The sequence below is a fragment of the Mesorhizobium sp. f-mel genome, assembly GCF_053850215.1.
Genome location: NZ_JBSPTO010000004.1, coordinates 1 through 22,098, shown reverse-complemented (window position 1 = coordinate 22,098; position 22,098 = coordinate 1). Strand labels below are relative to the sequence as shown.

The window sequence follows — 22,098 nt, the reverse complement described above, 5'->3', positions numbered from 1 at the left end:
GGTCGGGACGTTCAGATGCGACCTCTTATTGCGAACAGGGAAGGCTGGCGCTTCATGCGCGGGGACCCCCTCTGGCCTGCCGGCCATCTCCCCCCTCAAGGGGGGAGATTACCTACCCAAACTTCCCCGCCCTCGGGAATCCCTTCGGCACCATGCGTCCGGCCGAGGCTCGAGCACCGATCCACTCAATCAGCTCTTCGCGTGATTTGACGAAGGTGCGGTCGGCCGAATCCTGCCAGGAGAGACCGCCTGCGAGCGTGAAGGTCTTGAGGTCGAGGACGCCGCCATCCTTGTATTTCTGCAGGCGAACGCCCTTGCCGCGACCCATCTCAGGGATCTCGGCGAGCGGGAAGACGAGCATCTTGCGGTTCTCGCCGACGATGGCGAGATGGTCGCCGGCGACCGGCACACAGCGCTGGGCCTCGTCGGGCGCCTTGACGTTCATCACCTGCTTGCCCTTGCGGGTGTTGGCGACGACTTCCTCTTCCGGCACGATGAAGCCATTGCCGTCGTGAGACACCAGCAGCAGCCTGCGTTTGGGATCATGGACAAAGGCGGTGACGATGTCCTGGTCGTTGTCCATGTCGACAATGATGCGGATCGGTTCGCCATGGCCGCGCCCGCCCGGCAGCCGGTCGGCGCCGATCGTGTAGAACTTGCCGCCGGTGGTGAAGACCAGCACCTTGTCGGTGGTCTGAGCGTGGAAGGCGAGCTTGAGGCTGTCGCCCTCCTTGAAGCTCAGCAACGAATGATCGGTCAGGTGACCTTTCATCGCCCTGAGCCAGCCCTTTTCCGAAACGACCACGGTGACCGGCTCGCGCTCGATCATCGCATGGGCGATATCGGTCAGGTCATGTTCGGGCGCGTCGGCGAACTGGGTCCGGCGCTTGCCGAGCTCGGTCTCCGGTCCGAATTTCTCGCGGATGCTGGAGACTTCCCACTTGATCGTCGACCACTGCCTGGCGTCGGACGCAAGCAGCGCCTCGATCTGCTTTTTCTCGATAGTGAGGCCGTCGAATTCCTTGCGGATCTCGAATTCCTCGAGCTTGCGCAGGGCCCTGAGCCGCATGTTGAGGATGGCTTCGGCCTGGTTATCGGTGAGCGACCATCGCGCCATCATCACTTGCTTGGGCTCGTCCTCCTCGCGGATGATCCTGATCACCTCGTCGATGTTGAGATAGGCGATCAGATAGCCTGCGAGGATCTCCAGCCGCCTTTCGATCTCGCCCAAGCGATGCCTGGAGCGGCGGATCAGCACCTCGCGGCGGTGCTCCAGCCATTCCTTGAGCACGCCTTTCAGCGACAGCACGTTGGGTATCTTGCCGCGCGACAGGACGTTCATGTTGAGCGGAAAGCGGCTTTCGAGCTCGGTCAGCTTGAACAGCGATTCCATCAGGATGCCGGGATCGACTGAACGGCTCTTCGGCACCAGCACGACGCGGACGTCTTCGGCGCTCTCGTCGCGGATGTCTTCGAGCAGCGGCAATTTGCGCGCCATCAGGAGCTCGGCGATCTTTTCGATCAGCCGCGCCTTCTGGACGCCGTAGGGGATTTCGGTGACGACGATGCTCCAGGTGCCCCTGCCCTGGTCCTCTTGGCTCCATTTCGCCCTGACGCGGAAACCACCGCGACCGGTTTCATAGGCTTCGAGGATCGAGGCGCGGCTATCGACGATGATGCCGCCGGTCGGGAAATCCGGACCTTGGAAGAAGTCCATCAACGCCGTCACCGGCGCATCGGGGTGCTCGATCAGATGCAGCGCGGCGTCGCAGAGCTCGGCGGCATTGTGCGGCGGGATCGAGGTCGCCATGCCCACGGCAATGCCGGACGAGCCGTTGGCGAGCAGGTTCGGGAAGGCGCCGGGCAGCACGACCGGCTCCTCGTCCTCCTCATTGTAGGTCGGCCGGTAGTCGACCGCATCCTCGGTGATGCCGGACAGCAGCTCGGTCGCCACATCGGTCATGCGCGCTTCGGTGTAGCGCATGGCGGCGGCATTATCGCCGTCGATATTGCCGAAATTGCCCTGCCCGTCGACCAGGGGATAGCGCATCGAAAAATCCTGCGCCAGCCGCACCAGCGCGTCGTAGATCGACTGGTCGCCATGCGGATGAAACTTGCCCATCACCTCGCCGACGATGCGGGCGCATTTAGCGAACCCCTGGTCGGGGTTGAGCCTGAGCAGCCGCATGGCATGCATGATGCGGCGATGGACCGGTTTCAGCCCGTCGCGCACGTCCGGCAGCGCCCGGTGCATGATGGTCGACAGCGCATAGGCGAGATAGCGCTCTTCCAGCGCTTTCTTCAGATCGACCGGCTCGATGTTGTCGCCACCGCCATCGCCAGGCGGCAAAAGCCTTTTTCCCATGGGCTGGGACTAGCCGAGCGGGTGATTCGCGGCAAGAGGCGCTTGACTGCGCCTCCTTCCGCAACACGAACTGGACGCACTGCTGCGCCGACCAACATCAATCGGTTACATCCCGGCTCTATGGCAATGGATCGGATTTGCCTTTCGCTATGGTTTTCGACCATTGTGCGGGAGAACGCCTTTTTCCCGTCCAGTTCATCACGGAAGGGTGACGGCGCAACGAGTTGAAAAAACAATCTTCAGGACACTCTCAGGGGACTCGCGATGACGATCAGACGCTCGACACTCAACAAACTTGCTTTTTCGACGTTTTTGCTGACGCTGCCGCTGAACGCGGCCTTGGCGCAGGATGCGGCGGTCGCCGACCGGCTGAAGGCGGCTCTCGCCGCCCAGGGCGTCGACATCTCCTGGACCGGGGTGACGGGCGATGCCTCCAGTATGGTGCTGCAAGGCGTGGCCTTCAAACCGGCGGCCGAAAAGGAAGCGTTCAAGATCGGCGACGTCACACTCGAAGGCGTGACCGAAGCCAATGGCGGCTATGAAATTGAAACCGTCTCGACTGCGGCGTTCCGGCACAGCGAGGACGGCGTCACGGTCGACCTCAGCCCCTTCATCATCCACGACATGACGGTTCCGGCGGACGGCGCCACAGGCCCGCTGGGCTCAATGATGATGTATAAATCGGCCGAACTCGACAACATGACGGTCAAGGTTGCCGACAAGACCGCATTCTCGATGGAGGGACTCGCCATCGAAATCACCCCACCGGCCGACGGCAAGGCGATGGAATTTTCCGGAACCACGGAAAAGTTCAATGCCGACCTGACGCTGGTCGAGGACCCGAAGTCCAAGGACGTGATCAACGCGCTCGGTTACCAGAACATCACCGGGAACCTTGAAATGAAGGGCACCTGGCAACCTGCGGACGGCAAGATGGAGCTGTCGAAATACGACATCTCCGTCGACAATGCCGGAACGCTCGGCATGACCTTCGGTCTCGGCGGCTACACGTTGGACGTCATCAAGTCGCTGCAGGAGATGCAGAAGAAGATAGCGGCTCAGCCCGAAGGCGCCGACAACTCGGCGCAAGGCATGGCCATGCTCGGCGTCCTGCAGCAGCTTTCATTCAACAGCGCTTCGATTCGCTTCGACGACGATTCGCTGACCAACAAGGTGCTGGACTACGTCGGCAAGCAGCAAGGCATGTCCGGCAAGGACATCGCCAACCAGGCCAAGGCGATCGTGCCTTTCGGCATGGCGCAGCTCAACAATCCCGAATTGACGGCGCAGGTGTCGGCGGCAGTCGGCAAATTTCTCGACGATCCGCAGAGCCTCGAGATCTTGGCCGAGCCGCCGGCGGCAGTGCCGTTCGCGCTGATCATGGCGGGCGCCATGTCCAACCCGCTCGACCTGCCGAAGACGCTTGGCGTGACGGTCAAGGCGAACGAAGACTGACCGGCACGTCTCTGGCCGGTTCTGCAAAATGCGCTTACATTGGAAGTGTCAGCGTCGCCCCTCATCCGCCTGCCGGCACCTTCTCCCCGTATGGTGACGGGGAGAAGGGAAATGGCCGCGACCTTGACGCCCATTGTGCAACGCAGGCAGCTGGCGAAACCATTCGTGACGGCGTCTTTCTCTCCGTCACTATACGGGGAGAAATGCCCGGCAGGGCAATGAGGGGCAGCGCAAACCGACAGCGTTTAGAATCGGTTGCTGGAGGTTTTAAGCCTCTTTCTTGGTCACGGCGACGCGCAGCGATAGTTCGCGGAGCTGCTGCTGGCTGGCTTCCGACGGCGCGCTCATCAACAGGTCATAGGCCTGCTGGTTCATCGGGAACATCGTCACTTCGCGCAGGTTTTTGGCGCCGACCAGCAGCATGACGACGCGGTCGATGCCGGCCGCCATGCCGCCATGCGGCGGTGCGCCGTACTGGAAGGCGCGGTAGAGGCCGCCGAAGCGCTCCTCGACCGTCTCGCGGTCCAGCCCGACAGTCTCGAACGCCTTGACCATGGTTTCCGGCAGATGGTTGCGGATTCCGCCAGACGCGATCTCGAAACCATTGCAGACCATGTCATACTGGAACGCCTTGATCCCAAGCAGATCCTCGCCATTGAGGGCGTCGATGCCGCCTTGCGGCATGGAAAACGGATTGTGGGCGAAATCGATCTTTTTCTCGTCCTCGTTCCATTCGAAGAAGGGAAAGTCGACGATCCAGCACAGTTCGAAGCGGTCGCGGTCGACAAGGTTCAGCTCCTCGCCGGCGCGAGTGCGCGCCGCGCCCGCGAACGAGACGAATTTCTTCGGGTCGCCGGCGACGAAGAAGGCGGCGTCGCCATCGGCAAGACCGAGTTGCTGGCGGATCGCCTCGGTGCGCTCCTCGCCGATGTTCTTGGCGAGCGGACCGGCGCCTTCGAGCTTCTCGCCCTCCTTTCGCCAGAAGATATAGCCGAGGCCCGGCTGGCCCTCGCCTTGCGCCCAGGAATTCATGCGGTCGCAGAAGGCGCGCGAACCGCCGGTCTTGGCCGGAATGGCCCAGACCTCGGCCTTCGGGTCGTTGGCGAGGATATTCGCGAACACCTTGAAGCCGGAATCGCGGAAATGATCAGAGACCGCCTGCATCTCGATCGGGTTGCGCAGGTCCGGCTTGTCGGTGCCGTATTTGCGCATGGCGACGTCATAGGCGATGCGCGGAAACTCCTGCGTCACCGGCTTGCCGGCGGCAAAGGTCTCGAACACACCGCGCATCACCGGCTCCATGGTCGCCAGCACGTCGTGTTGCTCGACGAAGCTCATTTCCACGTCGAGCTGGTAGAATTCGCCCGGCAGGCGGTCGGCGCGCGGATCCTCGTCGCGGAAGCACGGCGCGATCTGGAAGTAACGGTCGAAGCCCGAAACCATGATCAGTTGCTTGTATATCTGCGGCGCCTGCGGCAGCGCGTAGAAGGTGCCGGGATGGATGCGCGACGGCACCAGGAAGTCACGCGCCCCTTCAGGTGACGAAGCGGTCAAGATCGGCGTTGAGAATTCGGTGAAGCCGACCTCGCCCATGCGCTTGCGCATCTCGGCGATGATTTTCGTACGCACCACGATGTTCTTGTGCAGCGTGTCGCGGCGCAGATCGAGGAAGCGATATTTGAGACGTATGTCCTCGGGATAATCCGGCTCGCCGAACACCGGCAGCGGCAGTTCCTTGGCCGCCGACAGCACTTCGATCTCGCGCGCGAAAACCTCGATCTCGCCGGTCGGCAGGTTGGCGTTCGCGGTCTCGGCCAGGCGCGCCTTGACCTCACCGTCGACACGGATGACCCACTCGCCGCGCACCGTCTCGGCGATCTTGAAGGCCGGCGAATCCGGATCGGCGACGATCTGGGTCAGGCCATAGTGGTCGCGCAAATCGATGAAGAGCAGGCCGCCATGATCGCGCACGCGATGCACCCAGCCCGACAGGCGAACGGAAGAGCCGACGTCGCTCTTCCTCAACTGGGCACAGGTATGGCTGCGGTAACGATGCATTGTCATTGATAAGTCCGGATGTTGATTGCGGCCAAGGCATGATGGCCCGGCCCGAAAATTTGGGCGAAAAGCACATGAGAGGCCGCTTTTGTCAAGGCAGGCGGCGCACTGGCAGCATCTCTCGGTTTGAACTTCGGCTTGTAAACCCTGGCTGTGTGAAAACTCCACACCACAGTCAAAGCGTAGAATTTGCTCCGCTTGATCGTGATCGGGGTGGTCAAGCCGTGTACAATGGCCATTACACGGACGGGAGGACTACCATGAGCATTCGCACATTGACTGTCCTGGTGACGCTGCTTGTCGGCACCTGCGCATTTGCACTCGCTCAGACAAAGCCGATGTCAATCGAGGTGTTTCCATTCGAATTGGAGGACAAGAGCGCTGGGGCGGGAATAATTCCGCCGGATGAACACGATAGGCGCTATCTGTCCGAGTCGGCACAAGTGGCGAAGGACATGCTCTCCCAGTCCGGACGTTTTACAGTGGTTGATGCGCCGGCGACAGATGAGCAGGCGGTTGCACCGCACGGATTGCGCAATTGCGGTGGCTGTGAAAGCAAAATCGCCAAAGAGCACGGCGCATCTCTTGCCTTGCTAGGCGTCGTAACACGCGTCAACCGAACAGAACATACCATGTTCATTCGCATCCTCGACGTTGAAACCGGGAAACCTGTTTCGCAGGGCTTTACCGATCTTCGCATGGGTCCGAACTACGCGTGGCCCCGCTCCGTGAAATGGCTGATGACAAACAGAATTCTGCGGTAGGACGCCCACCACCCCAGCGCGCCATCGGGAGCGCGAAAGATCGCCCCTCAGCTAAAAATCAAACCGAGAAACTGATTATCGGCGCTGGTCTGCCAATCGCCGGGAATTGCCGCTGGCATTGGCGCGGGCGATGGTTCAAGAAGGATCAACGACAGGCCTTCCTTCATGTCCTCCATGCGCCCGCTGATCCCGCTCCTTATTGCCGCCGGCATCCTGCTCGGCGGCAACGGCCTGCAGAGCACCCTGATCGCGCTGCGCGGTGCGCAGGAGGGATTTTCGGCCTCGACCATCGGCCTGATGGGCACGTTCTATTTCGCCGGGTTCCTGCTCGGCTGCCTCGCCGTCACCCACATCATGAAGGCCGTCGGCCATGTCCGCGCCTTTTCCGCGCTGGCGGCGATCGCTTCCGCCGGGACATTGCTTTTGGTGCTGGTCGTCGACCCGGTCATGTGGTGCATGTTGCGCCTCGCCGGCGGCTTCTGCTTCGCCGGCCTGTTCACCATCATGGAAGCCTGGCTCAATTCCGGGGCAGCCAACAAGGATCGCGCGCGGGTGCTGGCCATCTACCGGATGGTCGACATCGGTTCGGTCACAGGCGCACAGTTCCTGATCCCGATCGTCGGCGCCGGCGGTTTCGCCATCTTCGCCGTCATGTCGATCATGATCACGCTCTCGCTGGTGCCGGTGTCGCTTGGCGACCGCTCCAACCCGACCCCGCCGGACGACGTCAAGCTCGACCTGGCCCGCGTCTGGCGGATTTCGCCGCTCGGCTGCTTCGGCTGCATTGCCGTCGGTGTCACCAACAGCGCCTTCCGCACATTGTCGCCGGTCTATGCCGAACAGATCGGCATGTCGGTCACCGACGTCGTCACCTTCGTCAGTGTCGGCATCTTCGGCGGCGCCATCATCCAGTATCCGCTCGGCTATCTGTCCGACCGCTGGGACCGGCGTTCCGTGCTGCTGATCACGACGTGCTGCGCGATGCTCGTATCGCTGGCGCTGGTGTTCTGGGCGGGCAGCGACCCGTCGCTCAACTTCGTGGTCGTCTTCATCTTCGGCTGCTTCGCCATGCCGCTCTACTCGCTATCGGCGGCGCATTCCAACGACCGCGCCGACAAGGGCGAGTTTGTGCTGATCAACGCGGCGCTGATGCTGTTCTATTCCTTCGGCGCCATTGGCGGGCCGTTCGCCGCCTCGACGGCTATGCAGTATTTCGGGCCAAGCGCGCTGTTCGTGTTCACCGCCACCGTCTACGCCATCTTTGTCGTCGTCATCCTTTACCGGATGCAGGTGCGATCGGGCGTGCCGGCCGGCCATCGCAGCCGTTTCATCGGCCTTTTGCGCACATCGACGGTCTTCGCCCGACTGGCCAAGCGCAACGATGATTCCGACGGGCCTGCGAAGCAATGATGACGGCCCCCTATGTCTTGAACCCGGGGGCTGCCGCTTGACGAAAGCCCGCGCGGCTGAAATTGAAGGAAACCTTACCATTTTGCCAAAAGCGATTTGATGCACGTCATATCAACCCAAGAAGAACTCGAGACCGCTGTTGCCGCGTTCGAAAAGTCGGATTTCGTCACCGTCGACACCGAATTCATTCGAGAGACGACGTTTTGGCCGATCCTCTGCCTGATCCAGATGGCGGCGCCCGGGGTGACGGCGCTGATCGATCCGCTGTCACCCGATATCGACCTGAAGCCGTTCTTCAGGCTGATGGCCAACGAGGCCATCGTCAAAGTCTTCCATGCTGCGCGCCAGGACATCGAAATCATCGTTCATCTCGGCGACCTGGTCCCGCATCCGGTGTTCGACACCCAGGTGGCGGCGATGGTTTGCGGCTTCGGCGACAGCGTCTCCTATGATCAGCTCGTCCAGAAGATCACCGGCGCTCGGCTCGACAAGTCCTCACGTTTCACCGACTGGCGCCACCGGCCGCTTTCCGAAAAGCAGCTCGACTACGCGCTCGCCGATGTCACCCATCTAATCGAGGTCTACCAGCACCTCAGCGCCGAACTGGTGCGGGAAAACCGCGCTCATTGGCTGAACGAAGAGATGGAGGTGCTGACTGCGCGTGAGACCTACGATCCGCATCCGGAGGATGCCTGGAAGCGTCTGAAGATGCGGCTGCGCAAGCCGCAGGAGCTGGCGATCGTGCAAGCGGTGGCGGCATGGCGCGAGCGCGAGGCGCGCGAACGCGACGTGCCGCGCGGCCGGGTGCTCAAGGACGACGCCATCTACGAGGTGGCGCAGCAGGCGCCGCGCGATACGGCAGCACTCGGCAAGCTGCGCACCACGCCGAAGGGTTGGGAACGGTCGGCGACGGCAACGGCGCTGCTTGGCGCGATCAACAGCGCGCTTGCCTTGCCCAGGGAAGAGATGCCGAAGCTGCCGAAGAGTTTTCAGCCGCCCGAAGGCTCCAATGCCGCCGCGGAATTGTTGAAAGTCCTGTTGCGGATCGTCGCCGAAAGGGAGGGAGTCGCTTCGAAGGTGCTGGCCTCCAGCGACGATATCGACCGCATCGCCGCCGAGGGCGAGGGCGCCGACGTGCCGGCCTTGCAAGGCTGGCGACGCGCCGTGTTCGGCGAGGCCGCGCTCAAACTGGTGCGCGGCGAGATTGCGATCAAGTTCGACAAGCGCAAGATCGCGCTGTTCGATTTGTAGCGTCTGCCACATCCTTCTCCCTTTGTTGTGGAAGAAGGGAAGTCAACGCTGGCGCGGCTGACCGGTCAGGTGGAAAACCGCGATGACGATGACCGGTATCGCCAGAAGCGCGAATTTGGTGACGATCAGCGCCGAGGCGAAGGACAGCGAATCCGGATTGGCCGACAGGAAATCCGAGAGCAGGCGGGCCACAGCGATGTTCTGCGCATAATCGGCAAGCGTGTAGGGCAGCACCAGGACAAGCGCGAACAGCGACTGGAGCTGCGCGGGCAGAGCCCGGAAGTTCTTCAGCCGCCGCCCCGTGGCCAGGATCAGGCTGACCAGCGTCAGCGACAGCAGCGCCGGGAACAAGAGGTCGAAGGTCAGATAATGCCAGACCAGAATGATCTCGCTGCCGCGACGGCCGAGCGCCGTCAGCCAGGCCATGCCCTCATCCGGGGTGAAACCGGTCCAGCGCAAATCGAGTGACGGCAGGCCACCACTCAGCTGGCGGAAATAGAGGAATTCCATCGCCGTCATGGCGACGAAAACCGCCGCGCAGGCAAAACAGAGCGCGGCAGCGTGGCGCGACAGCCGCAGCATCATTGCCGTCAGGCTTCGTGCGAGTTGGTTAGGCTCCGCCGGGGTAATTCGGGCTTTCGCGGGTGATCGTGACGTCATGGGCGTGGCTTTCACGAAGTCCGGCGTTGGATATGCGTACAAAGGTGGCGCGGTCGCGGAAATCGGCAAGATCGCGACCGCCGACATAGCCCATAGCGGCTTTCAGGCCGCCGGCAAGCTGGTGCAGCACGCCGGACACAGGTCCTTTGTAGGGCACCTGCCCTTCGATGCCTTCCGGCACCAGTTTCAGCGTGTCGCGCACCTCGGCCTGGAAATAGCGGTCGGCGGAGCCGCGGGCCATGGCGCCGACCGAGCCCATGCCGCGATAGGCTTTGAACGAGCGGCCCTGGTGCAGATAGACTTCGCCCGGGCTCTCGTCGGTACCGGCCAGCAGCGAGCCGATCATTGCGGCACTGGCGCCGGCGGCGAGCGCCTTGGCGAGATCGCCGGAATATTTGATGCCGCCATCGGCAATGACCGAGACGCCCGATTTCTGCGCTGTCTCGACCGCCGACATGATTGCCGAAAGCTGCGGCACGCCGACGCCGGCGACGATGCGGGTGGTGCAGATGGAGCCGGGCCCGATGCCGACCTTGACGGCATCGGCGCCGGCATCGATCAGCGCCAGCGTGCCTTCTGACGTGGCGACATTGCCGGCCAGGATGCGGACCGAATTGGACAGCTTCTTGGCCCGCGTCACGGCATCCAGCACGCGTTGCGAATGACCATGCGCGGTGTCGATCACCAGAAGGTCGACGCCGGCATCGATGAGGCGCTCGGCGCGCTCGAACCCGTCATCGCCGACGCTGGTGGCGGCCGCCGCGCGCAAGCGTCCCTGCACGTCCTTGGTGGCGTGCGGGTTGAGCTGCGACTTCTCGATGTCCTTGACGGTGATCAGCCCGACGCAATTGCCGTCGCTATCGACCACGACTAGCTTTTCGATGCGGTGCTGGTGCAGGAGCCGCTTGGCCTCGTCCTGATCGACATTTTCCTTGACCGTGATCAGGTTCTCACGGGTCATCAGCTCGTAGACTTTCTGGGCCGGGTCGGAAGCGAAGCGCACGTCGCGGTTGGTCAGGATGCCGACCAGCCGTCCGACCTTATGCCCGCCGGCGCCGCCATTCTCGACCACCGGAATGCCCGAGATGCTGTAGGTGCGCATCAGCCCCAAGGCGTCGGCGAGCGTCGCGTCGGGGCCGATGGTAACGGGGTTGACCACCATGCCGGATTCGAATTTCTTGACCTGCCGCACCTGCTCGGCCTGTTCGGCCGGCGAGAAATTGCGGTGGATGACGCCGATGCCGCCAGCCTGGGCCATGGCGATGGCAAGACGCGCCTCGGTCACGGTATCCATGGCGGCGGACAGGATCGGCACGTTGAGGTCGATGTCGCCGGCAATGCGGGTGCGGATGTCGGTCTCGCCCGGCATGACCTCGGAATGACCCGGCTGCAGCAGCACATCGTCAAAGGTCAGCGCCAATGCGCCCGTGGACGTTTCGATAATCTTTGCCATGGCCAGCCCTCGGAATGCATAAAAAGCGCTGGACCGGATGGACAGCGCCGACTCGTCTTCTTCCCTTTCAGGATTGGCGCTGGCTCGTAACACGTCCCGTCGCCGATGAAAAGCCGATTGCTTGTGCACGGCAGGGCTGCGAACTCAGCTTGGTGCCTTCGGATTGGTGACCGGCATTCGCCGCTGCTCTGCGAGCGCAGCGGGAAAGATACGCGCTCGGATAGTCGCTCGGGTAGTGGGTCAGGTTGAAATTTGAGCGCCGGCAGGCGATGGATGGCCTAATAGTAATCGTAAACGCGCCGCTTGCCCGCTTGCACTTGATCTCTTCCTTGTATTCGTCACCTTCCCACTTGCGCTCGATCGTGCAGTTGCCGCGCCGATATTCCTCTTTGTAGCTGTAGCGTTCCCGCTTCCGCTCATAATTATCTTCGTATCGATAGCGGTCCTGCCATTTTCCATGGCCGCTCTCGTCCTTCCACGGATCGGCAGCAGCCACGCTGTTGCCTCCGACGATTGCAACCCAGGCGGCAAGCATGGTGCCTAGCATCTTCATGACGCATCTCACTTCAAAAAGGGGTTTAACTCGGATAAACCGGTTCCGGTTCCCGGCGCTTCCGCGCTCGTGATCCGTTGCTTTTTGACGGCAGTTATGCTATTGATTTGTGCATGGTGCTGATTTGCGCCAACCGACCCGCCGCCGAGGCGGGACTTTTATTTTAAGCGCCATTCTTCGCAAGGCTTCGGACTGGCACGGCTGCCAGGGTCGCACAAATGTGACGGCAAATTAAGGCGACATCCGACCCAACCCGTGGTAACCCGCCCTGCCTGTCGGCCTGCCCCTCCCCTGGACCGGCAAAGCAATCGACGACGCAACATTCAAATCCGGACGCGTTCCATGAACCGCACCATTCCGCTTATCCTGGCGGTCGCTCTGTTCATGGAAAACATGGATTCGACCGTTATCGCAACGTCGCTGCCGGCGATCGCCACCGACCTCCAGACCAGCCCGGTCGCGCTCAAGCTGGCGCTGACCGCCTATCTGGTGTCGCTGGCGGTCTTCATTCCGATCAGCGGCTGGATGGCCGATCGTTTCGGCGCCAAGAACGTGTTTCGGGCGGCGATCGCCGTGTTCATCGTCGGTTCGGTCGCTTGCGCCGTGTCCAATTCGCTGCCGGCTTTCGTGATGTCGCGCTTCCTGCAAGGCATTGGCGGCGCCATGATGACGCCGGTGGGACGGCTTGTGCTGGTGCGCGCCACGCCGAAAAGCGAGCTTGTCGCCGCCATGTCCTGGCTGAGCATCCCGGCGCTGGTCGGGCCGCTGGTCGGTCCGCCGGTCGGCGGTTTCATCACCACCTATTGCAGCTGGCACTGGATCTTCCTGATCAATGTGCCGATCGGGCTGATCGGCATCTGGCTCGCCACACGCTTCCTGCCGGAGACCGAATCGGCGCAGACGCCGCTCGACTTCATCGGCTTCGTGCTGAGCGGGCTGGCGGCATCGGGCATCGTGTTCGGCCTGTCGGTGGTCAGCCTGCCCGCTTTGCCGCCGATCGCCGGCTTTCTCACCGTGGCTGTCGGGCTGGCGTCAGCCGTGCTTTATCTCCTGCATGCGCGCCGCGCCAAGAATCCGCTATTGGCGCTCGAGCTGTTCCGCAACCAGGTGTTCCGCTCCTCGGTTCTCGGCGGCGGGCTGTTCCGCATCGGCATCGGCGCCGTGCCGTTCCTTTTGCCGCTGATGTTCCAGATCGGCTTCGGGCTGACGCCGTTCCAGTCGGGAATGATCACCTTCGTGGCGGCGATCGGCGCGATCGGCATGAAATTCGTCACGGCGCTGATCTTCAGGGTCGCCGGCTTCCGCCGGGTGCTGATCTTCGGCTCGCTGATCGCGGCGGCGTCGATCGCCATCAACGGCTTGTTCACGCCCGACACGCCCTATGTGGTGATCCTCGCCGCCCTGCTCGTCGGCGGCTTCATCCGCTCGATGTTCTTCACCGGCATCAACGCGCTTGCCTATGCCGAGATTTCGACCGCCGACACCAGCAAGGCAACGCCGATCGCCGCGGTGTTCCAGCAACTGTCGATCGCGCTCGGCGTGGCGCTGGCCGGCGGCATCCTGGAAGTGTCGACGACAATCCATGGCGGGCCGCTGACGCTGAGCGACTTCCACATCGCGTTCTTCATCGTCGCGGCGGTGTCGGCGACCGCATCGCTGTCATTCATGCGGCTGGCGCCGGACGCCGGCAACGCCGTGTCAGGATTTGGCGGGCTGACGGCGCCCAAGACGCTGGAGGCGGGTCCACCGGCGAGTTGAGGCTCCTTCCCTTCTCCCCATCTTGTGGGAGAAGATGGATCGGCGCGCAGCGCCGAGACGGATGAGGGGTGTTGCAAGAACGAGGCGATGATAACTGCAGGCGTGTTGCCAAGCTGGAACACCCCTCATCCGACCTCGCTTCGTGAGGCCACCTTCGTCCCACAAGGAGAGAAGGGAAAGACGCTACCCCTTAAAATCCTTCGCCAGCAGATAAAGCTCGACCGACTCGTCCCGCGAGGCCGGCGGCTTGACGTGATGGACCGAGCGGAAATTCTGCTTGAGCCTGGCGAGCAATTCGTTCTCGGCGCCGCCCTGAAACGTCTTGGCAAGGAAATGGCCGCCCGGCTTCAACACCGAAAGGGCGAAATCAGCCGCCACCTCGCACAGATACATCGTGCGGATGTGATCGGTCCGGCGGTGGCCGGTCGTCGGCGCCGCCATGTCGGACAAAACGATGTCCGGTTGGCCACCGAGCGTTTCGGCGAGCTTTTCCGGCGCCTGCGGGTCGAGGAAATCCATCAACAGCACCGGCGCGCCGGGCACCGCGTCCATCTCCAGATAGTCGATGCCGACGACATGCGGGTGTTCGGCCGTCGATTTCGTCCGCGCGGCGGCGACCTGGCACCAGCCGCCGGGTGCCGCACCAAGGTCGATGACCTTCATGCCGGGCTTGAGCAGATGGTGCTTGTCGTCGATCTCGATCAGCTTGTAGGCCGCGCGCGAGCGGTAGCCGTCGGCCTTGGAGCGTTGGACATAGGGATCGTTGATGTGGCGCTGCAGCCAGCGGCGCGACGATTCCTTCAGGCCGCTCTTCTTCTTGATCCGCGTCTTCAGCACGCGAATGCCGGCTGAGCCTGGTTTTTCCGGCTTCTTGGTCATCGCCTATCACGCCCATTGCTGCGCCAGACGCCGTCGTCGGCCATCAATTCGCTCAATATGCCCTCGCGCAGGCCGCGGTCGGCGACACGCAGCCGCTCCGACGGCCACACCGCGCGGATCGCTTCCAGGATGGCGCAGCCGGCCAGCACCAGATCGGCGCGATCGGCGCCGATGCAAGGGTTGGCGACGCGCTGCTGGAAATCCCAGCCGACCAGCTTCTCGACCATGCGGTCGACGCTGTCGCGGTCCATCCACAGCCCGTCGACCCGGCGGCGGTCGTAGCGTTCCAGGTCAAGGTGGACGCCGGCCAGCGTCGTCACCGTGCCCGAGGTGCCGAGCAAATGAAATTTCGGGCTGGCGAGCACATGGCTGAGCCGGTCGCGCCCATCGAAGGCATGCAGGCGCACAGCCACATCTTCGACCATGGCGGCGAAAACCTCGCGGGTGACGGTGCGGCCGCCGAAGCGCTCGGCCAGCGAAACCACGCCGACCGGCAGCGACGTCCAGGAGACGATATGGTTGGCGAGCCTCGGCGAGCGGTGGCCGGTGAGGTCGATCAGCGCGATTTCCGAGGAGCCGCCGCCGATGTCGAACAGGACGACGCCTTGCGTGTCGCGGTCGACCAGCGAGCCGCAGCCCGAAACCGCCAGCCGCGCCTCGGTCTGGCGGTCGATGATTTCGAGCTTCAGGCCGGCCTCGCGCTCGACGCGGTCGAGGAACTCGGCGCCGTTCGCGGCCGTGCGGCAGGCTTCAGTGGCGATCAGCCGGGCCTTCCTGATCTTGCGGCTGCGCAATTTGTCGCCGCAGATCTTCAGCGCCTCGACCGCACGGTCCATCGCAGGCTGCCCGAGCCGGCCATTGGCGGTGAGGCCCTCGCCCAGCCTGACGATACGGGAGAAAGCGTCGATGACGCGGAACTGACCGTGGCGCGTCGGCACAGCCACCAGCAGCCGGCAATTGTTGGTGCCGAGGTCGAGTGCCGCAAACACCGGCAGTTCCTGCGCCGGCGAGCGGCGAACATCCTGCTCCGGCCTGCTTGGCGCAGCTGAGGGCAAAGGCGCGACGATCGCCTCGGGAGGACGGCTGGCTGGAGCGCTGTCGGCGGCCGCCGACAGCCCGGCCGCCGCGAGGTGTGCGTCATCGCGCACGAAAACCTTGCGGCCGCGCCGGCGTTTGCGCCGCTTCCTGGTCTTGGCCTTCTGATTCTGGCCATTCTGATGGTGGGACGCGTCGCCTGCCTGTCCGTGACCGGACCAAGGCTGCACCGGGCGGCCATTCTGCCGACCGGCGGATGGGCTTGCCTGGCCTGAAGGCGGCGGCGAAGCCCTGGACACGCCCACTTCCGGCGCGCCAGCGCCGGTGTCGTGGTCTTCCACTTCAGTTCCTTCCGGCGCCGCGCGAACCGGAGATCGGACGCAGCAGGCGCTTTCATGTGTTCTAAGTTGCCGCCAGAGTAGCAGCGCCGGGCCGGATCACCAAGAGCGCAGGGGCCGAATTTTGCCGGCGGCATGAAGCGGCAGCGGGAAGAGCCGCGCGTTGCCGGTTGAATAGCCGGCTTCGATAAGGCATTTCTGAAATGGCGGAATGGAACATTCGGAATCGCGGCCAGTTTCCCTGACGCGAACCGAAAGAGGGCAACGGGGCTGCAACGCATGATCGTCACGCCATGAACTGGAGGCGCTATTTCTGGCCGGTCGTCGGCATTGCGGCGGTCGTGTTCTCGCTGTGGCTGCTACTGCACGAACTGCGCGGCATCTCGCTCGACGATGTCTGGGACGGCATCGTCGCCATCCCTGCCCGCGGCTGGATGCTCGCCGCGCTGAGCTCGGTCATCGCTTATGCATCGCTGGCCGGCTACGACCACATCGCGCTCCTGCATATCGGCAAGAAGGTCTCTTGGCTCTTCGTCACCTTCTGCTCATTCACTACCTATGCGCTGTCGCACAACATCGGCGGCTCGGTATTTTCAGGCGCGGTGATCCGCTACCGCGCCTACGGAACCAGGGGCCTCACCGGAAAGGATGTCGGCGTGCTGGTGGCGATCTGCTGGATCACCTTCGTGCTGTCGACGATCCTCGTCTCCGGCCTCGTGCTGGTCTTCGAGCCTGAAATCATCGACCGGTTCTCCGGCGCACCGCATCATCGCCTGACCATGGCCGCGGGCGTCGCCATGCTGCTGCTGGTGGCGGCCTATGTCTTCGGCAGCTGGCTGCATCTCAGACCGCTGAAGATCGGCAGCTTTCAGATTCATTATCCGGCCCTGCCGATCGTCGTGCGGCAATTGCTGATCGGCCCGATCGAGCTTCTGGCGGCGGCGGCGATCATCTTCTTCGCCCTGCCCGCGGCTGGTAATCCCGGCTATTTCGTCGTGCTCGGCGTCTTCCTGGTGTCGTTCTCGGTCGCCCAGATCTCGCATGCGCCGGGCGGACTCGGCGTGTTCGAAGTCGTCTTCCTCGCCGGGCTTTCGCATATGGACCCGGTCGGCGTGCTGGCAGCGCTGCTGGTGTTCCGGCTGTTCTACCTGATCGTCCCGCTGCTGATCGCGCTCGGCGTCGTGCTGTATTTTGAGCACTCGCAGCTCGGGCGGAGTGGGAAGTGAGATGCGGCACAATCGTTTCGGACTGAAGATGATGTCATGTCTGAGACGATCAATCGTCGATGCCGGCGCCGCCCCTCATCTGCCTGCCGGCATCTTCTCCCCGTGAAAAGCGGGGAGAAGGGACCTAGCCGCAACGCTGGCGACCCCCTCTCCCGTCCTTCACGGGGAGAGGGCCGGGGGTGAGGGGCAGCGCAAACGCCCACAAGAGTGAGGGCAAGTCAAAACCTGAAGCAATTGCGTTTATTGAAGGCTGGGCAGGCTTGACTATTTTCCGGCGGCGGCTACAAGGCACGCGCGGTGCCATCGCCGCCCTGCCCGCACGGTTTTCGACAGCCGCGCCTGCTGGGGAATAGGTTAACGGTAGACCCACGGACTCTGACTCCGTTAGTCCTGGTTCGAATCCAGGTTCCCCAGCCAAATATTGATTGGTGGCTCTGTAAGTCGAGACGGCTGTATGCCGCCAAGCTCTTTCCCGTGCGCGTCATGGTCTGCCGGTGGTCGCGGATGCGCCCGGTCTCGAGCAAAAGCGGGAAGTGGGCCGGTGCGAGTAAGCGGATGCTTGCGGGAGTGTCTGTGCCGCCTTCCGGCGCTTAGGTTGAACGCTCGCCTTTGGCTGGCGTCCAGCTTGCGGGCGGCTTCACTAGAAACAAGAAGGCCACCATACGGCAGCCTTCGGTCTCCGTGTGACTTATAGCGCTCAATCGATGCCTTCTAGCTCCATGGGCTTATCAAGGCGGTCTACTTTTTTGGATCTCTGTAAATGACTCTCTTGTGTCGATGACCCAATTGGCCGGATTGCCTGGCAGATTCAAGCAGTAACCAACAACTCTCTGACTGGTAATTGAACTCGTAAGTATTCTATATTCGTGCGTGTTTTGACATCTGGCTTGCCAGATCCACAATCGAGGATTGTGTAACTTCCGCGAATTTGTCTATTGTTTCCTTCATAAGTCGGCATAATTACAGGGAATTATCCCCTTGACGTACGTATGACTACATGCGATAACTGGGGGCATGAGCAAGAGCAAATCGCCCCAGTTTTCGGTTCGTGACTTCTTCGCCTGCTTCCCGGACGACGACGCCTGTTTGAACCACATCATGGAAGTCCGCTTTGGCATGAAGCATCCTTGCCGGAAGTGCCTGAACGTTGCCACGTTCCATCGCCTTTCCAAGGTCCGCGCGTTCGCTTGCTCGCAGTGCGGCGACCATGTTCACCCGACAGCGGGCACCGTGTTTGAAGACACCCGTACGCCGCTCCAGTCGTGGTTCTATGCGATCTATCTGTTCGTCACGACGCGCGATGGCGTTTCGGGCAAAGAGCTTCAGCGCCAGCTTGGCGTGACCTACAAGACGGCCTACCGGATGGGCATGAAAATCCGTGAGCTTATCGGCTCGCTTCAGAACTTCGACATGCTGCAAGGCCACGTCGAAATGGATGAGGCGTACGTGGGCGGCTATCGCCCTGGTACACGCGGTCGCGGCGCCGCCGGCAAGACCATCGTCATGGGCATAAAGGAACGCGGCGGCGACATGCGCGCCGTGGTGATCCCGGACGTAAAGAAGGCTACGTGACGTGACGCTTCGCAACGTCAAGCCGGCTCTGCCGTCTCGACCGACGAACTAATGTCTTACGGTTTATTGGAAGGCGACGGCTACAAGCACGGCACCGTGACGCACTCGCAGAAGGATTGGTCGCACTACGATTGGCGGGATGGGGAAACCTATTCGACAAACCATGTCGAAAGTTTCTGGGTTCTGTTCAAGCGTTCGGTTCGTTTGACGCACATTCACGTGTCGTCAAAGCACATGCACCGCTATCTTGATGAGTTCACTTTTCGGTCGAACCACCGCCAGATGCAGAACGCGATGTTCGATTTGATTGTGGCTCGTGTTTGATCACTTTGGAGGCGGCTTTTAGAAAGTCCGCCTCTTGGGCTGGGCCGACGCCGGCAGCCTCCTGTTCGCGAATGAACTGGTCTATTCGGTTCGTTTTGATGGCGTCAGCAAGGGTTAACATGGTCAAGAATATAGACCGACTCCGCGATTCGTGCTACCACTGACGTGCGGAAACGCCGGGGCGGGTAACCCACCTCGGCGTCCTGTCCCCCTACGGGGCTGACGGAAGCGCCTTGTCTAGCTCAAGACGCAACCGTGAAGGTGGTGATCAGGGTGTCCTATAATAATGGCATCGTTCTCACCTCCCTTCCTCGAGGGTATCGGACGCATCTTCTTCTTCGCGGTTGAGCGATGCGTCACTCGAAGTCGCAGAACCGGTGGACGACGAAACATCGTCCGCCGGTTTATTTTTGCCGTTCCTCGCCTCGGTCTCGTCGGGCTTGGCGGGCTTGGCGTTCGGGTACCACTCCAGCAGCCCATACGTGCCGTTAGGCAGTTTGTGGAACGTGACCGAGTTCTTGGTCAGAGACTGACGCAGACCGCGTTCAGCGTTGGCGTCATCCTTCGTTTCGAACTTAAAGCCACCTTGTTTCAGCGCGTCGAAAATCTCGCGCACGGTTGCCGCGCCCTGCCCACGCGCAAAGCGCATTTCGAGGTAGAACCTAATTGCCGATGCGAGGGGCTGACCATAGAACTGATCCGGGCGAATAAGCCCAGCGCCCGCGCCAACGATAAGCTGGGCGTCGGCGTACATATGAGGTCTGCCGGCGTAATCGCAGAGCTGGTTGACCATGCGCTTCTTATTCAGAAGCGTGGCCTCGACTTCATCGATGTCGGCTACCAGCCGCTGGATCGCCGGGTCAAATTCCCCGGCCATGACGTCTAATCTCCTTCTTCCGGTTTCGGATCGTCACTCAATGTCGCGCGATCCTTATGCCAGAATTCTGCAAAATTTACAATCCGGCGCAGAATGACTAAAAAATGTGTTATGCAACACCGCACACAATCGTTTAATTTCAACGGGTTATATGTAGTCGCTATTTTTGCGACCTTCTGCCGTCCGTCTGGCGACTTCCGAATCAACCAGTCCGATTCTAAGGGAAGGTGGCCCGTCAACAGGGATTAGCCGAGTCAATCGGTCGCAGGCGGTTAACCCTTCCTTAACCACATGATTCTGTTATGGTTTTTGCCTTAACGGAGGGCGAATCGCCTTGGACGCTACCTACAACCTCAACGGCGGCTTCAAGCCGACCATGAAGCGGTTCGCCGATTTGGCTGGTCCGGACTATTTCCCGACCCCGGCATGGGCGACGCACGCCCTTATGGAAAACGAGAAATTCGTCGGCGAGATATGGGAGTGCGCTTGCGGCGATGGCGCAATGTCTCGTGTGCTGGAAAGCCGTGGCAACCCTGTCCGCAGTTCGGATCTATTTGACCGGGGCTTCGGCAAGGCTGGTATCGACTTCAACACGGCGGCGACGCCGGCAGACAACATCGTGACCAATCCGCCCTACAACAGCGCTGAGAGCTTCGTACGGTCTGGCGTGAAGCTGGCGCGCAACAAGTTCGCGTTGCTTCTCAGACTTGCCTTTCTAGAGGGTGCAAACCGCGCCAACACGATCTTCGCAGAATGCCCGCCGGCGCGCGTCTGGGTGTTCAGCGAGCGGATCACGTTCTATCCGGCTGGCGCGGTGCAGGCCGGTTCCGGCACGACCGCCTATGCCTGGTTCGTCTGGGACAAAAGCGCCTCGGCCCAAACAGAATTGAAGTGGTTTAGGCCGGGTTACAAGGCGCAGTTTTCTAAGGTCGCCTAAAGCCCCTCGGGATAGCAATCAAGTGCCCGTCATGGATTAGATTACCGGGCTGCTTTCTATGAGACTTTATGTTTCGGACTATCTGAGAAAAGCGATCGTCGTTTCGACCGTCTAGCTGTTCTTCATCGTCGGCGTTAAGCGGAATGCGGTTCCGCAACTCTGAAATCAACCTTGTGGTGCTAATCTGGCGACCGGGCTGCGCATCTACGATTGCCAGCACGTCCGTCGCAATATCTGCTTCGCCCACTCTTCCCGGCTTCTTAGCCATTTCTTCCCCTCCCGTTAGGTGGCAGGGCTATCGCATATGAGTGATGGCATTGATGAGATAGTCGTCATTCCAGGCGCATTTCTTGATGCGATGGCTGATAGGAACGTTGGGAACATCGGCGGCTTGCAGGATGTTTCTGGCGAGCCGATTGAGGAGGGCTGTGTTGGCGGGAGCATTGTCTTTGCGGGCACGGCTGAGATCCTCATCAAGATGTACGTCGAGCATCCAATGCAAGCCATTCTCGATCTGCCAATGAGCTCTGGTGAGGCTGAGCGCCTGCTGCGGCGACAGAAGCGTGGAGGCCATGAACAGGCGCATCAACGGCTTGGCCTGATCGCGCCGGCTGGTGATGCGGATGAAGGCCTGGTGGCCGGGCATCAGCGGCTCGGCCGCCGCCACGATCTCGGCTTGCCGCCACTCGTTGCGGCCGTGACTGGTCTCGACCCGCTCGGCAATGGAAGGGGTGGCGTCAGCCAGTTGCAGGTTGGCGCGGCGCAGCCAATGACGGCGGTTCCCCTTCAGCGCAAGCAGGTAATCGCCACCCCTTTGGGTGATGGCCTCAGCCATGCGGGTGTGGCAGTGGAGCGCGTCGGCGGTGACCAATCTGCCCGTAAGATCAATGAGTTCGACGACCTTGAGCGCGGCCTCGACCTCGTTCTCACCATCGCTCGGCGAGACTGCCGCCAGACACAGCCGGGTCTCGGCGGCGAAGGCCGACACCGTCAAGGGCGGACTGGCTGCCAAGCCCTTCTCGTAGGCCCGCCGCAAAGCCTTGCCGTCGAGCGACACCACCTCAGGTACCTCTTGGCCGGCTCTCGCAAAAGCTGCGGCAAAGGCGGCAAAGGCGCGACCGAAGGCCTCCGGGTCGAGCAGGCGCAGCAGCCGCGAGACCGTATCGTGGCTGGGGGCTGCGTC

General features: G+C 62.0%; 16 protein-coding genes, 1 tRNA gene and 1 pseudogene. 9 read left to right on the top strand and 9 right to left on the bottom strand.

The annotated features are described in order from the left end of the window. Positions 1-112: 112 nt before the first annotated feature. Positions 113-2,365, bottom strand: coding sequence for a DNA topoisomerase IV subunit A (parC, locus tag ACWUKX_RS07675; protein ID WP_456005462.1), 2,253 nt, complete (start codon positions 2,363-2,365; stop codon positions 113-115). 264 nt (positions 2,366-2,629) lie between these two features. Between parC and ACWUKX_RS07670 the strand changes: the two genes are divergently transcribed. Further along, a complete protein-coding gene (locus tag ACWUKX_RS07670; RefSeq protein ID WP_456005460.1) occupies positions 2,630-3,820 on the top strand; it encodes a hypothetical protein in 1,191 nt (396 codons plus the stop codon). Positions 3,821-4,087: 267 nt separating this feature from the next. On the opposite strand, the gene aspS is transcribed toward ACWUKX_RS07670, so the two are convergent. Further along, positions 4,088-5,878 carry an aspartate--tRNA ligase gene (aspS, locus tag ACWUKX_RS07665; RefSeq protein ID WP_456005913.1) on the bottom strand — a complete coding sequence of 597 codons (1,791 nt, stop codon included), beginning with the start codon at positions 5,876-5,878 and terminating at the stop codon, positions 4,088-4,090. A 260-nt stretch (positions 5,879-6,138) separates the two neighbouring features. Between aspS and ACWUKX_RS07660 the strand changes: the two genes are divergently transcribed. From ACWUKX_RS07660 to rnd, 3 genes are all read left to right on the top strand, one after another. Next, the gene (locus tag ACWUKX_RS07660; protein WP_456005457.1) at positions 6,139-6,642 is read left to right on the top strand and encodes a DUF3280 domain-containing protein; all 504 of its coding nucleotides are present in this window, start codon (positions 6,139-6,141) and stop codon (positions 6,640-6,642) included. Between the two features lie 165 nt (positions 6,643-6,807). Next, on the top strand, positions 6,808-8,052 hold the full coding sequence (locus tag ACWUKX_RS07655; RefSeq protein WP_456005454.1) for an MFS transporter: 1,245 nt from the start codon (positions 6,808-6,810) through the stop codon (positions 8,050-8,052). Positions 8,053-8,151: 99 nt separating this feature from the next. Next, positions 8,152-9,303, top strand: a complete 1,152-nt coding sequence (gene rnd / locus ACWUKX_RS07650) for a ribonuclease D (protein ID WP_456005451.1) — start codon at positions 8,152-8,154, stop codon at positions 9,301-9,303. A 42-nt stretch (positions 9,304-9,345) separates the two neighbouring features. Here the strand turns inward: rnd and ACWUKX_RS07645 are convergent, their stop codons facing one another. The 3 genes from ACWUKX_RS07645 to ACWUKX_RS07635 all read right to left on the bottom strand — a co-directional run bounded on the left by ACWUKX_RS07645 (position 9,346) and on the right by ACWUKX_RS07635 (position 11,969). Further along, positions 9,346-9,888, bottom strand: coding sequence for a hypothetical protein (locus ACWUKX_RS07645; protein WP_456005449.1), 543 nt, complete (start codon positions 9,886-9,888; stop codon positions 9,346-9,348). A 25-nt stretch (positions 9,889-9,913) separates the two neighbouring features. Then, positions 9,914-11,416, bottom strand: coding sequence for an IMP dehydrogenase (gene guaB, locus ACWUKX_RS07640; RefSeq protein WP_065008021.1), 1,503 nt, complete (start codon positions 11,414-11,416; stop codon positions 9,914-9,916). Between the two features lie 67 nt (positions 11,417-11,483). After that, positions 11,484-11,969, bottom strand: coding sequence for a hypothetical protein (locus ACWUKX_RS07635; RefSeq protein ID WP_456005447.1), 486 nt, complete (start codon positions 11,967-11,969; stop codon positions 11,484-11,486). 342 nt (positions 11,970-12,311) lie between these two features. On the opposite strand from ACWUKX_RS07635, the gene ACWUKX_RS07630 reads away from it, so the two are divergent. Next, complete coding sequence (locus tag ACWUKX_RS07630; RefSeq protein ID WP_456005445.1) at positions 12,312-13,727, top strand: MFS transporter; 1,416 nt, start codon at positions 12,312-12,314, stop codon at positions 13,725-13,727. 183 nt (positions 13,728-13,910) lie between these two features. Here ACWUKX_RS07630 and ACWUKX_RS07625 read toward each other — a convergent pair whose 3' ends face one another. After that, the gene (locus tag ACWUKX_RS07625; RefSeq protein WP_065008018.1) at positions 13,911-14,606 is read right to left on the bottom strand and encodes an RlmE family RNA methyltransferase; all 696 of its coding nucleotides are present in this window, start codon (positions 14,604-14,606) and stop codon (positions 13,911-13,913) included. Then, a complete protein-coding gene (locus tag ACWUKX_RS07620) occupies positions 14,603-15,982 on the bottom strand; it encodes a Ppx/GppA phosphatase family protein (protein WP_456005442.1) in 1,380 nt (459 codons plus the stop codon). The genes ACWUKX_RS07625 and ACWUKX_RS07620 overlap by 4 nt, the downstream gene beginning before the upstream one ends. Positions 15,983-16,272: 290 nt before the next feature. Here ACWUKX_RS07620 and ACWUKX_RS07615 point away from each other — a divergent pair, with 290 nt between their 5' ends. From ACWUKX_RS07615 to ACWUKX_RS07605, 3 genes and pseudogenes are all read left to right on the top strand, one after another. After that, positions 16,273-17,205, top strand: coding sequence for a lysylphosphatidylglycerol synthase domain-containing protein (locus ACWUKX_RS07615; protein WP_456005439.1), 933 nt, complete (start codon positions 16,273-16,275; stop codon positions 17,203-17,205). Positions 17,206-17,548: 343 nt separating this feature from the next. After that, positions 17,549-17,622, top strand: a tRNA-Gln gene (locus ACWUKX_RS07610). A 597-nt stretch (positions 17,623-18,219) separates the two neighbouring features. After that, positions 18,220-19,101 (top strand): annotated as a pseudogene (locus ACWUKX_RS07605) (IS1595 family transposase). Positions 19,102-19,399: 298 nt separating this feature from the next. On the opposite strand, the gene ACWUKX_RS07600 reads toward ACWUKX_RS07605, so the two are convergent. Next, the gene (locus ACWUKX_RS07600; RefSeq protein WP_456005437.1) at positions 19,400-19,978 is read right to left on the bottom strand and encodes a hypothetical protein; all 579 of its coding nucleotides are present in this window, start codon (positions 19,976-19,978) and stop codon (positions 19,400-19,402) included. Between the two features lie 376 nt (positions 19,979-20,354). On the opposite strand from ACWUKX_RS07600, the gene ACWUKX_RS07595 reads away from it, so the two are divergent. Then, the gene (locus tag ACWUKX_RS07595; RefSeq protein ID WP_456005434.1) at positions 20,355-20,915 is read left to right on the top strand and encodes a hypothetical protein; all 561 of its coding nucleotides are present in this window, start codon (positions 20,355-20,357) and stop codon (positions 20,913-20,915) included. 295 nt (positions 20,916-21,210) lie between these two features. On the opposite strand, the gene ACWUKX_RS07590 is transcribed toward ACWUKX_RS07595, so the two are convergent. After that, positions 21,211-22,098 (bottom strand): ISAs1 family transposase (locus tag ACWUKX_RS07590; protein ID WP_456005431.1); only part of this gene is annotated, 888 nt, incomplete at its 5' end.